The sequence below is a fragment of the Nitrospira sp. M1 genome, from assembly GCF_965152605.1.
Window position 1 is genome coordinate 4091545 of sequence record NZ_OZ224217.1, and the last position, 12762, is coordinate 4104306.

At 47.9% G+C, this 12762-nt stretch carries 12 protein-coding genes; all 12 read left to right on the forward strand.

The genetic code is table 11. The features are described from left to right. The first annotated feature begins 9 nt into the window (after positions 1–9). The 12 genes from ACWHX8_RS18345 (at position 10) to ACWHX8_RS18400 (ending at position 12741) form a co-directional block, all read left to right on the forward strand. On the forward strand, positions 10–1017 hold the full coding sequence (locus tag ACWHX8_RS18345; RefSeq protein WP_447969581.1) for an OmpA family protein: 1008 nt from the start codon (positions 10–12) through the stop codon (positions 1015–1017). A 38-nt stretch (positions 1018–1055) separates the two neighbouring features. Further along, positions 1056–2903 carry a hypothetical protein gene (locus tag ACWHX8_RS18350; RefSeq protein WP_447969582.1) on the forward strand — a complete coding sequence of 616 codons (1848 nt, stop codon included), beginning with the start codon at positions 1056–1058 and terminating at the stop codon, positions 2901–2903. Between the two features lie 234 nt (positions 2904–3137). After that, positions 3138–4001 carry a tol-pal system protein YbgF gene (ybgF, locus tag ACWHX8_RS18355; RefSeq protein ID WP_447969583.1) on the forward strand — a complete coding sequence of 288 codons (864 nt, stop codon included), beginning with the start codon at positions 3138–3140 and terminating at the stop codon, positions 3999–4001. A gap of 65 nt (positions 4002–4066) precedes the next feature. After that, positions 4067–5878: a DNA mismatch repair endonuclease MutL gene (gene mutL / locus ACWHX8_RS18360; RefSeq protein ID WP_447969584.1), complete on the forward strand. Its 1812-nt coding sequence runs from the start codon at positions 4067–4069 to the stop codon at positions 5876–5878. A gap of 31 nt (positions 5879–5909) precedes the next feature. Then, positions 5910–6923, forward strand: coding sequence for a tRNA (adenosine(37)-N6)-dimethylallyltransferase MiaA (gene miaA / locus ACWHX8_RS18365; RefSeq protein ID WP_447969585.1), 1014 nt, complete (start codon positions 5910–5912; stop codon positions 6921–6923). Between the two features lie 36 nt (positions 6924–6959). Further along, entirely contained in the window at positions 6960–7835 is an 876-nt protein-coding gene (gene mtnP / locus ACWHX8_RS18370; RefSeq protein WP_447969586.1) for an S-methyl-5'-thioadenosine phosphorylase, read from the forward strand. A 25-nt stretch (positions 7836–7860) separates the two neighbouring features. Continuing rightward, positions 7861–8775: a PfkB family carbohydrate kinase gene (locus ACWHX8_RS18375; protein WP_447969587.1), complete on the forward strand. Its 915-nt coding sequence runs from the start codon at positions 7861–7863 to the stop codon at positions 8773–8775. 93 nt (positions 8776–8868) lie between these two features. Further along, positions 8869–9774, forward strand: coding sequence for a helix-turn-helix domain-containing protein (locus ACWHX8_RS18380; RefSeq protein ID WP_447969588.1), 906 nt, complete (start codon positions 8869–8871; stop codon positions 9772–9774). A 159-nt stretch (positions 9775–9933) separates the two neighbouring features. Further along, entirely contained in the window at positions 9934–10233 is a 300-nt protein-coding gene (locus ACWHX8_RS18385; protein ID WP_447969589.1) for a c-type cytochrome, read from the forward strand. 278 nt (positions 10234–10511) lie between these two features. Then, positions 10512–10973: a c-type cytochrome gene (locus ACWHX8_RS18390; RefSeq protein WP_447969590.1), complete on the forward strand. Its 462-nt coding sequence runs from the start codon at positions 10512–10514 to the stop codon at positions 10971–10973. A gap of 501 nt (positions 10974–11474) precedes the next feature. Then, positions 11475–11687: a hypothetical protein gene (locus ACWHX8_RS18395; protein ID WP_447969591.1), complete on the forward strand. Its 213-nt coding sequence runs from the start codon at positions 11475–11477 to the stop codon at positions 11685–11687. A 196-nt stretch (positions 11688–11883) separates the two neighbouring features. Further along, on the forward strand, positions 11884–12741 hold the full coding sequence (locus ACWHX8_RS18400) for a HEAT repeat domain-containing protein (RefSeq protein ID WP_447969592.1): 858 nt from the start codon (positions 11884–11886) through the stop codon (positions 12739–12741). Positions 12742–12762 lie beyond the last annotated feature (21 nt).

A 12762-nucleotide genomic window follows, 5' to 3' on the forward strand; every position in this document is an offset into this window, starting at 1 on the left:
GCACAGATTATGCGTCCAACGTATCACACATCATCGATCATACTTATTTTGGGCATACTGATATTGATAAGTGCTGGTTGCGGGAAAAAACATCTCCACGTCTCGACCATGTCAGGTTCACCAGGCGAGGAGGAATTGGCCATGGATCTGGATGCCTCTAATGACCAGAGTGGCTTAGAAAGCTCAGGGCTTGATGAATCTGGACTGGATAATCAAAACGTCGATGGTACGGCTGCATCTTTATCCGACGACCTTGAGCCCCTCGACTTCACTCATGAGACCCCCCAATTGAATCAAGCTTCAGATTCTCAACCAGAAAATGATCTCTTTGCCGGTCTCGATGCGGGAACCAGCCCACATGAGAATCAAGGAGAAGGACTCGAAAATGCCGAACAAGGCATTCAATCGCAATCCCCCTCATTCGAAGATGGGTTGGGAGGATCAAATTCTAGTGATTCAAATCTCGGCAATCCTGAAACCGACGATCTCCCTCCTCTTGTCGCATTCGAGAATTCAAATGACTCGATGGCTTCAGGATTCGGAGAGCAAAACGGCGAAGGGGAATCAGCATTACCGATCGAAGAAATGCCTGGAAATATTGCTGTAGCCAAAGCCGACCCTTCCGATACATTTGGCGAACAATTTGACAAAATCAAAGAAGAAGAAGCGGCAGCCTTAGCGGCTGGACTCACTGACGTATTTTTCGAATTTGATAGCTGGAACCTGACGTCGGAAGGCCGGCACGCGTTGGAACAAGGAGCAGAATGGCTTCACAAAAAGGATGAGGCCAAACTCTTGGTTGAAGGACATTGTGATACCCGAGGCACCCAAGCCTACAACCTGGTGCTAGGGAAAAAGCGAGCTGGCGTCATTCGTGACTACCTTGTTGAGCTCGGTATCACCCCAGAAAGAGTATCCATTATTTCATATGGACAAGATAAACCATTTTGCTCTGACCCCACGGAAGTCTGTTACCAACTCAACCGTCGGGGCCATTTGCTCGTTCAAAACCCATAATAATATCTTCGAGCCTATAAGTGGAGTACTACGCACTCATGATGAACTCGATTCTGACTCCTGCGCACTCGTGCCGACCATTGTCCAAACTGCATACCTGCCTCATCGGCCTTGTCATTACTTTGTGGGCTCTTGTGTTTTCGGGATGCGTGGCTCAAAAGGCCGACCTCGCACGAGTGCAGAAAGATTTGGAAGATCAGATCACACAGCTAAACCAAGGGAAACAAGAACTCGAGGAAATCATTTCTACAAACAGAGAAGAAGCTGAATCCTTACAGGCTCAACAAAGTGCGGCCATGAAAGACTTGTTTCGGGCACGCGCTGAAATACGGCAAGAGCTCAAAGCCTTGCGAGAAGCTGACCTGACCACGTTGACTGGAGACATTGAAGAAATCAACTTTCGCTTAAAGACCATCCGTCAAGATCTCGATGCGCAAGCGTCTCAGGCCAATACCCGATTTCAAACACTCGAGACTCAAGTTGATGAACATGAAACAACACTTGACTCCAAAACCGTCTCAACCGAAAGCCAATTAACCTCATTGATCAAACAAATTGACGAAGATAGCCAAACTCGCAACCAGCAGGCATCCGACTTTCAAGCGTCGCTTTCCTCTTTCAAGGAATCGATGGAAGGGCTCGGAAGTCAACTGGTTCAGGAAACAGAACGAGCCAATCAAGCTAATGCAGAATTGCGAAGCGAGTTGGAACAAAAAATCGATGGACTCAATAGTACGGCCACTGGACTGGAGAGCCAATTCACCTCGCTCGAAGCCGAAGTTCACACGCAACACACCAACCTTCAAGATGTATCAGCATCTGTCGAACAAATCCGGGGCGCACTGGAAAAATCGGGAACACTTGTGGGAGGACAAGTCACGACCATGGAAACGAGCCTGAAGCAACTCGAAACCCATGTGAACTCGTTGACGGAAAAATTGAACGCTGACACGCAAGCGCTACGAGGGTATTTAGAGAAAGATGTTCAAGCGAGCATCCAGTCCATGAACCAAGCGGTACAAGGTCAAGTTGAAACCATCGAGACACAAACACAGAGTAACACCAACCAGGTTGATGAATTGACGCAAGCCGTGCGCTCACTGAAAGAAAAACAGGAATTTGTCGGGGGCCTGTTAGGTGAACGGGGGGACAAATTCATGCAAGAGTCCGGACGGTTAAACGAACGACTCAATCTTGTGGAATCACATCAGGCAGACCTTACTCAAAAAATGGAGAGCAATACGAAAAGTGTGTCCAGCCATCTCTCAGAAGTCAATACGAGCGTCACCTCCGTCACGCAAGCCTTAGAAAATACCAATGCCGACCTGCGCTCACGACTCGATAACCAAGAACAGAAGATCAATAACCTGTCCAAAACCATCAACACAATCCAGAAAGTCAAAAGCGATCTTGAGTCCAATCTCTCCACGCTTCAAACGACCTCTCAATCCTCAAACGAAATGCGAAAAGCATTACAAAACATGAATACCCGCCTCAAAGAGCTTGAAGTTCATCAATCAGGACTGGTCGGCAAACTTGACGCAGACGGACAGGCCATGAACAACCATCTCGATGAAGTCAATGCCAGCATTCAGTCTGTTGCCGCAGCTCTGGAGCAAGTGGATAGTGTGCTCAGATCAAAAATCAAGACACAAAGCCAAAAACTCAACCAAGCACTGACAACATTCCAAAGCTCTCAAGGCTCATCAGAAGACTCTCAAGCCAATATCGCCCACTTAAATCAGTTAACAAAAAGCCTCAATCAACTTCGCGATGTCGTCAATACGATTGGAACGAAACTCGGAGGGCGCGTTGACCAACACGAATCCCGTCTATCTGAACTAGCAAAACGTGTCAATCTCTTGAGCAGTCGAGGCAAGAAGTAGGAAGCTGCGTTGCGTTCTATCGTATTATGTCATAAATGCCTCGATTCTTGTGAAAAGTCCTGTAGACAACCATGCTAGGGACTCCGATGGCCCTTTCTCTTTTGTCGTTCTCCTGTTAAAATATTTAGGAGAGAGGTCTTGCTCCGTGAGGCCGCCATTTTTTGTTCAACAAATGGTGAGCAGATGGATTTCCAGCAATACACGCGTACATACAATCACATAAAAGTACTTAGCATGCTTCTGAGCCTTGCACTTGGCCTCAGTGGGTGTGCGGCCGACCTCAATCTTTCTGATATCAAAAAACAAGTCGAAATCTTAGAGTCTCAACAAGGGGATTTTAAAAAACGCGAACGGCAGTATATCAATCGCATTGAAACCCTCGAGTCACAGGTCGATGAACATGACTTTCTGGTGGGAGAGTTGATTAAAACTGAAGAAGAGGCGAGTGTCGATACTCGAAACTTACTTGACAAACTTGAACGGACGAGTTCAAGCCTCCGCGAACAAATTGAACAATCTCGTTCGTCGGCTCAACGACGAGATCAAGACCTTTCTATTCGTGCAAAAGCCCTAGAATCCCGGATCGACAATATTCTTCAGCAACAACGAAATGTTGCGACTAAACCAGTTATTCTGTCTGACAAGAAGAAAGATGCTTCTGGCCAGCAAGCCAATCAAGAAAAAACCCAAAACCATGTCAATGGACAAAGCAAGCAGGGCCCCAACAGCCAGGCCTCGGTTTTTCGTTCAGCATACAAAGTGTACTTGAAAGGCCAGTATGAACGGGCGGCAGTAGAGTTTAGTCGGTTTTTAAAACAATATCCTACTGCCGTGTTGACCCCGCAGGCCTATTATTACCTCGGGGATTCACACTACATTCGAAAAGAATATGATGCCGCCTCACAAACGCTCCAGCATCTCCTCAAGGAATATCCAGAGAGCAAATATGTGTCCATTGCCTTATTAAAGTTAGGATTTGTCAAGAAGGAAAGTGACCAAAAATCACAAGCCAAAGAACTGTGGAGTCGTGTCATCCGAGAATTCCCCAACTCGTCGGAAGCCGCATTAGCCAAAGAGCAAATCGAGAAAATCCAGTAAATCACAAGTCCAAGACACTCCTATTCTTGACCTAACCTCGACTCTTCGTTACGAAATCTAGCACCGTGAAGACGACATCTTCTTGTCACATTCAAATCCTGCCCGAAACCGTGTCCAGTCAAATTGCGGCTGGAGAAATCGTCGAACGTCCATCTGCCGTCGTCAAAGAACTTGTGGACAACAGCCTCGATGCAGGCAGCAGCATGATCACCATTGCCATTGAGCAAGGAGGCCGACAACTAATCCGCGTGACGGATAATGGCACCGGCATGAACGCACGCGATGCACAACTTGCCTGCCACAGATTTGCCACAAGTAAGCTTCGCAATGAATCCGACTTACTGAACATACAAACGTTAGGCTTTCGTGGAGAAGCTCTGCCCAGCATTGCCTCCGTCTCACGATTTCGAATCCTCACACAATCGTCAGAAGCCATCGTCGGGACAGAAATTCAATCGGAAGGCGCAGTGGCATGGTCAACCCAAGAACAACCCGCCCCGCAAGGCACACAGGTAGAAGTCAAAGATCTGTTCTTTAATACTCCTGGGCGATTGAAATTTCTGAAATCTGTTGGAACCGAATTTTCGAGAATTTCCCTTGTGGTTCAACAGGCCGCCATGGTCCATCACACAGTACACTTCCGCTTGATGCATAATGCGCACACGGTCTTTGATTTTCCTGAAACACTCACTCGCCTCGACCGGTTAGTCCAAATTTACGGCACCCGATTAATCGACCGAATGCTGCCTCTCGACTATGAAGATGCCGGAATTCGAGTCACCGGATTGACTGTTAGCCCCTACCATACCCGGGCCAGTCGAACCCCTCAAGAAATTTTCGTCAATCGAAGAGCGATTAAAAATACCACGATCACACATGCTGCCTACGAAGCGTATGGGTCATTTGTACCGAAAGGCCGGCATCCAGCCTTTGTACTCTTTCTTGATATCTCTCACACTGCCGTCGACGTCAATGTTCACCCGGCAAAACGTGAAGTAAGGTTTTCGCAGGGAGATGTGGTCCATGCGGTCATCAAGGCCGCAATACGACAGCCACTGAAAAAGCAGACCACCGCCAATATCGGGCTGGAACCTGCCGAACCATTTCCTGACAGGGCCATGACTGTTTCTCACACCACATCATCACCTGTGTCTCGAGTGCCAGAAAAGACATCCAGCTCAGAAGCCACAACGTCTCTGTTTATGCCTGAAATGACTCAATCCGCAGCAACCAGTCGTGAAACGCTTCAAACGCCGACATCCCAGGAATCTCATCATGCCTATACGCCAGCACCAGATGAACTACAGGTAGTATCGCTTGGTCAGATTCATCAAACATTTCTCATCGCCCAGGTAAATGGCGAACTTCAAATCATCGATCAGCACACTGCTCACGAACGAGTGCTGTTCGAACGACTGTGGGAGGCTTGGCACCATCGCCGTATAGAAACCCAACCCTTGTTAATTCCAGAACCCATCGACCTTCCACCTCATCAGTGTGATCTCCTCGTTGAACATCTACCAGAATTGGCGAAATTAGGCTTAGACATCGAACAGTTTGGGGGCAAGTCGTTTGTCATTCGAGCCGTCCCTGCCATCTTCACGGCCATGTCGTACGGTGCGTTAATTCAAGACGTGCTTGACGATCTAGCCGAATGGAAGTCTCAGGACTCTATGGATACCAAAGTTCGGGCCGTCTTGGCCTCGATGGCTTGCCAAAGTGCCGTGCAAGCTGGACGTCCAATGAGCGAACCCGAAATACAGACCCTGGTCATAGATTGGGCCAGAGAAGGGTATCCAATGACCTGTCCGCACGGGCGACGCATTGCGTTACGCTTTTCGCCTCACGAGCTTGATAAAATCTTTGGCCGTGCATGAGAATCCCCCCTCACATGTGTTACAAACGATAATGCGCTCCGTTTCATCCACGCCACCATCCAAACCCGTCATCGCCCTGATAGGCCCGACGGCCATCGGCAAAAGCCGGATCGCCATCGAAGTCGCCAAGGCTCTTGAGACCGAAATACTCACGGCAGACTCTCGGCAAGTCTATCGAGGAATGGATATCGGGACAGATAAACCAACAATGACAGAACGCCAGGGAGTGCCCCATCAATTGATTGATCTGGTCAACCCTGACGAACATTTTAATGTTGGCGAATATCGAGACCACGCGGCATCGTCTATCAAACAATTACACCAACAAGGGAAGATTCCCTTGATCGCAGGAGGGACGGGCCTTTACATTCGAGCCCTGCTGCACGGACTCTGGTCTGGACCGGCAGCCAATTGGGACTTACGAAAACAATTAGATTGCGAGGCACACGAAAAAGGAGTCGCCTATGTCCATCAGCAACTATCTCTGGTTGACCCAGAGTTAGCCAAACGATTGCATCCGAACGACTATGTGAAAGTGCAGCGAGGACTCGAAGTCTATCACGCTCTGGGGGTCCCACTTTCGGAAGCGCATCACAGGCACGGGTTTCAAGAAGCGCCATATCACGCACTTATTATTGGGCTGAACATGGAACGCGAATGCCTCTATCAACGCATTGATGCACGCGTGGAATTGGAAATTGCAAAGGGTCTCATTCAAGAAACCCAACAATTACTTGATCAAGGGTTTCATCGTGAACTGAGTTCCATGAAAAGCTTGGGCTATCGTCAAATGGCAGCATTCATCGACGGAGACTGCCCATATGACGAAGCCGTTTGCACACTCAAGCGCGACACACGGCACTTTGCCAAGCGTCAGTTGACATGGTTTCGAAAAGAACCGAATGTCACGTGGCTTGACCTACAAAAATACGAATCTCCTACACACATCGCCGACCGTATTCTCGGCCATGTACACTCATTCTTATCCACACTTAATCATGGAGAGGCCTACAACTCCACACATATGGCTTCATCAGCAAACTAGGATCTGGGAGTTTGTATTTTTAGTCCTTTTTAATTTATGCCTCGCAAATCTCAAGCCGACATCGCGGTTATTGGCGGAAGCGGACTGTATAGCATGGACGGGCTTCAACGAGTCCGTGACGTACAGGTTAAAACGCCGTTTGGACGACCTTCCGATCGTATTATTCTTGGTGTGCTTGAAGGCCGACGTGTAGCGTTTTTAGCCCGACACGGTCGCGAACACAAAATCTCACCTACCTCCATCAATTATCGCGCGAATATTTACGCACTAAAGTCGTTAGGAGTCTCGCAAGTTTTGTCCATTAGTGCCGTGGGCAGCATGAAAGAGACAATTAAGCCTGGCGACCTCGTCTTGCCGGATCAGTTCATAGACCGAACCACACAGCGCTCAAGCACCTTCTTTGATCAAGGACTTGTTGCCCATGTATCGTTCGCTGATCCAATATGTTCCACGCTCTCCTCCACACTAGGAAAAGCTTCAAAAGAGGTCGGCTCGACGGTTCACTTTGGTGGAACCTATGTGTGCATTGAAGGCCCACAGTTTTCCACAAAAGCTGAATCGAAGCTCTATCGACAATGGGGCGTGGACATCATCGGCATGACCAATATTCCAGAAGCAAAATTGGCACGGGAAGCCGAATTATGTTATGCCACACTGGCATTAGTGACTGACTTTGACTGCTGGCACGAAACCGAAGAAGCGGTGTCAGTTGGGGCTATTCTTGAAATCATGCATAAGAATGTGGAAGTGGCCCAGCAGGTATTAAAAGCATCAATCAGATTGGCACCAGACACACCATCCTGCTCATGTCAAACGGCACTAGAACATGCGCTTGTCACAGCACCGAAATCCATACCATCATCCATCAAAAAACGATATCAGCTCTTTTTTGCTCGACAATGGAGCTCATAACACACGACGAAGGGATACGATAATCATGGGGAAACTGTTAGTGGTTGGGTCAATGGCATTCGATACGGTCCGGACACCATTCGGGGAAGCCAATGATGTCTTAGGAGGATCCGCAACCTATTTTTCAACATCTGCAAGCTTTTTCACAGACGTGGATTTGATTGCCGTTGTTGGAGAAGATTTTCCGGAAGAGCATCTGGCTTTTTTACGAGAACGTGGCATTAATCTGGATGGCCTAGAACGACGGGACGGAAAAACCTTTCGCTGGAAAGGAGAATACACCTACCAGCTGAATGAAGCGCACACCCTCGAAACACACCTCAATGTGTTGGAGACGTTTCGCCCAAAAATTCCGGAAAAATATTGCCAACCCAATATGCTGTTTCTTGGGAATATCGATCCCGACCTCCAAATGGATGTCCTGAATAAAGTGACACGGCCATCGATCGTTGCCTGCGATACGATGAATTTTTGGATTGATGGGAAACGTGATGCGCTCTGGAAAGTTTTAGAAAAGATTGATATTCTAATCATCAACGACGGGGAAGCCCGCGCGCTCGGGGAAGACCCGAATCTCGTTCAGGTTGCCAAACATATTCTGGCGAAGGGCCCTAAACACCTGATCATCAAACGAGGTGAGTACGGCGTATTGATGTTTACTGGCAAACAGGTGTTTGGCGCTCCGGCCTTTCCACTTGAACAAGTCAAAGACCCAACCGGCGCTGGCGATACGTTTGCCGGTGGATTTATGGGACACTTGGCTTCAACCGGAGACCTGACGGACGAAGGGTTACGACGAGCCATCATTTTTGGCAGTGTCATGGCCTCCTTTAATGTCGAAGCCTTTAGCCTGGATCGTCTTCGCCATTTAGACCGGAAACAGATTGACGATCGGTTTCGAGAATTCAAACGACTAACTCATTTTGACGACCTTTCATAACGCCATCGACTCTTTGAGGCATATCTTGCTTTTCCCTCTCTATGAGGAAGTGGCAAGATATGCTGTCGTGTTCAAATACTGTAGAGCCTCAAGATGAGCAACCTTCAAGATGAACCCACTATGGCCTCGTCTGACTCGATTGGGGTCTATCTCAAAAAAGTTCGAGAAACCCAAGGACTGAGCCTCGATCAGGTTGCCTCGCTCACGAGAATTCAATCCAAATTCCTCCAAGCTTTAGAAGATGAAGCATTTCAGCAATTACCTGAACGAGTCTTTACACGGGGATTTGTTCGAACATATGCACGATCCCTAGGTATCAGCGAAGAAGATGCGTTGCGCCGATTTTCGGAAAGTTCCAGTGAATATTACCAGGAAGGGCAAAAAGCTCAGCATCAAGCTCAACTCCAAATTCAAGAAGAGAAGCGCGGGAAGCTCAACCGGAATCTCGTTATTATCATCTCCATTATCATTTTGGTCGCATTAGGCTTCTTATTACCCAATCAACAAGAACACTCTCCACCGCCTGAATCACCACCAGAGCAGGAAAATGCGGAATTAGCTCCTAGCGCACGACCGACTGCAGAACAATCCGACGTCCAGACAGAGGTAACGGAACTCGAGGATTCGCCAATCAAAGAGGAGCCCTCCCCCGACCAAGAGCCTCAACCGACTCTCAATTCACTTCCTACAATAGCACCACCACCCGTGCCAGAGACGCCAATGCAGTCAACCCCCGCTGAGCCAATTTCAACGCCAACTGACCCCCTTCTCCTTGAAATTCAAGCTACACAACTCACCTGGGTTGTCGTGAAGTCTGACAACGACAGTCCGAAAGAAGCGCTATTACAACCTGGCCAGACAGCCACGTGGAAAGCACAACAGCAATTTACCCTCACCTTGGGCAATGCAGCCGGATCTGTCGTCAAGCTTAATGGAGAGCCCCGAGGACCATTCGGCAAGCCTGGACAAGTTGTAAGAGAAGTTGTCTTAAAACCCTAAATGACGAGCCAGCGAACGAACCTCAGCATCAGCACGTTTTGTCTATGCTTCACATTCATAGCTTTTGGCCCTGCCTTCGCCTTACCCCCAGAACACAAACCACTCAAACCTCGTGTTCCGATCCAGCATCGCGCCTACTACAGAAGCCTCCAGGCCCCGATGTATCAAAACTCCAAAAATGTCTCGAGCGAATTGCTTGACGCCGGCTCGAACATTTACGAGCGCGTCTGCGTGAACTGTCATGGAAAAAGTGGAAAAGGTAATGGGATTTCCGCAGGATTCCTCCCAGTACTCCCGCGCGACTTTACCAATTGTCTCTTTCAACATAAGCGAACAGATGGCGAACTATTCTATGTCATCAAATTTGGCAGTTGGCCTATGCCCCCCATGGTGCCATCAATTACCGAGGACGAGGCCTGGACAGTCATTCCGTACCTTCGAACATTTTGTCAAAAGTAACCAAGGACATGCGGGCAAATTGATGGTTGGTTATTTCTACTTATGAATGGTCATCATTTATACGAAAAACACTCTTGAATGCATATTAATTTCAATATAACTGCTCGCGTTGAGATCTTTCCTTGACAGCGAGAAAATATGGTTGATATATTGGAAAGCCTGTGATTTTCTCACAACTTACGAAGTCTAACCTTCAAAGAACAGACTTTGTAGTAAAGTAAGATCAGCTTATTGCCAACGTGGTTCTAATTTTTAATGTTAAGTGTAAGGAGGCCTTCATGAAGCTATTTTTGCGTGCGACTGTGCTGTTAACCGCTGTGCTGTTTCTCTCCGCAGGTATGGCTGTAGCTGGACCGGAAAAGGATCCGCTTAAACCTCGCGTTCCAGCCGCTGAGCGAGGGAAGGCTAAAAAAATGAAAACCGACCTCTACAAGAGGGCGAAGAAAGCCTCACCTGAAATCATTGCCGAAGGAAAGAAGATTTATGAAGGAAAAGGCACATGCGTTAACTGTCACGGCAAATCCGGCCAAGGGGACGGGCCTGCCGGAGCGGTCCTGACTCCAGGTCCTCGGAACTTCACGAATTGCAAGTTTCATAAAAAACGGAAAGATGGCGAAATGTTCTGGGTCATTAAGCACGGCAGTCCTGGAACCGGGATGGTCTCTCTGAATCCAAGCGCTATCAATGACGAAGAAACCTGGAAAGTGATTGCTTACGAGCGTAGTCTCTGCAAAAAGTAAACGAATTTTTCATCGAGAGTAGCCAGAATAATGCGACCCTCGATTGATTAATCTTTACGAGAACCACTGAAAAACCCTGTCCAGCTTCATTCTGGACAGGGTTTTTTTATCTCTACTCAAGAAATGGACTATGTGCGTGTTATAGCCGATTCAATTATAGCAAAATCCCATAACGTTCTGCTGAATTGACAGCCCGGACAGAACGCAACGACACACGTCGTACAAGCGAAAGTTTAAAGGCGGCTATAACTTCCGATCGTTGAAACATGGTACCGCGCGAAGTTCGTGGTCTTTTCCTATTTGAAACGTATATGAAGTCGCTATAATATTGACAGGTCTTGAATTTCTTGACTAGACTGCTATAGCCGTTCCAATATACTTCCGTCTGTACGACATGTGTTGTTGTGCTATGTACATGATGTAAGTCCGGTTGGAAGTTATTTGGTTTCGCTAGAGTAGCGTTTGTATCCATCTCACTGTACAAGGGAGCACAATATTCGCATGGCTAAAACCAAGACACGCTCACTGGATGAAGATAAGAAAATGTTGCAGGAAAAAGTCCAAGGGCAGAGGGCAAACAATCAAAATCCTCAGGGAGACCGAACGGTTCGATCTCTTCGAAAGCGCTTAAAGCGCATTCAACGAAAAATCCGAGGCGTGAAAGTCAGAGAAGCCAAAGCGGCTGCCACAAAAACACCTGCGGCAGAATCGTAAGGACAAGATACCTGCTCGATTCGGATTCAGCGACTCCATTTTCATGTCTCGCTTGGATCCAGGGGAATATTTGCTTATAAGTTGAGCACAAGAAACGTGAATTCTGTCTAGGGAAACCCATTCAAGGTTCACCTCAACAAGAAGACCACACAACCTTGACCGGTTGAAACCGACAGCGTGAAGGAAGGAATTTCAAATGAGTGACGAGGCAAAAGATTCACAAGACGAAGCAGAAACAATAGAAGCTCAGACAGATCAAATAGAAAGTGATGTCAGTGACGAATTTGTCGACGAAGTCGCTGATGCGGTTACCGCCGAAGACGACACCCCACCCGTCGAAGCGAGCGCGACAGAAGAAGAAACCGAGGAAGAGGCCGAAGAGGAATTTGAAGAAGAAAAAGTCAAAGATGAAATTGATATCCAGATTGACTTACTTCAGGACACCGAGTGGGTAGTTCGACAAGAAGCGGTCATTACCTTGGGGGAAATGGGCGATGAGCGATGCATCGAACCGCTCGTCCGATGCTTGCGAGATGGAGATTGGCAGGTCCGGGAAGCCGCAGTCGAAGCCGTGGCCTTGATTGGGTCACCAGCTGTTGACATGTTACTGAGATATTTACGTGATTGGGACGCACGAAAGCATGCGATTAAGGCCCTGGGCAAGATAAACGATGAACGCGTTCTTGCCCCGCTGATTTCCATGCTCAAAAATGATGAATTCAAAGATGATGCGACCCAGGCACTCGCAGACCTTGGACAGCCAGCGGTAGAAAAACTCATTGATGCGCTCAGTGATAAAGATGAATTTGTACGAAAACAGGCGGTTATTGCCCTGGGAGACATTAAAGACCCAGCAGCCATCGACCCACTTATCGAAAACCTCAAAAGTGATGATTGGTGGATTCGCTTAACCTCTGCAGCCGCCTTAGAAAAGATCGGTGACGATCGAGGACGTGACGCCATTAAACCATTGTTAAAAGACCCGGATGTCGTCGTTCAAATGCGAATCGAGCGAATGCTGAGTTCGTGGAAAAAACAATCGGTGAATGCCTAAATCAAAAAAGAAGCCTCAGAC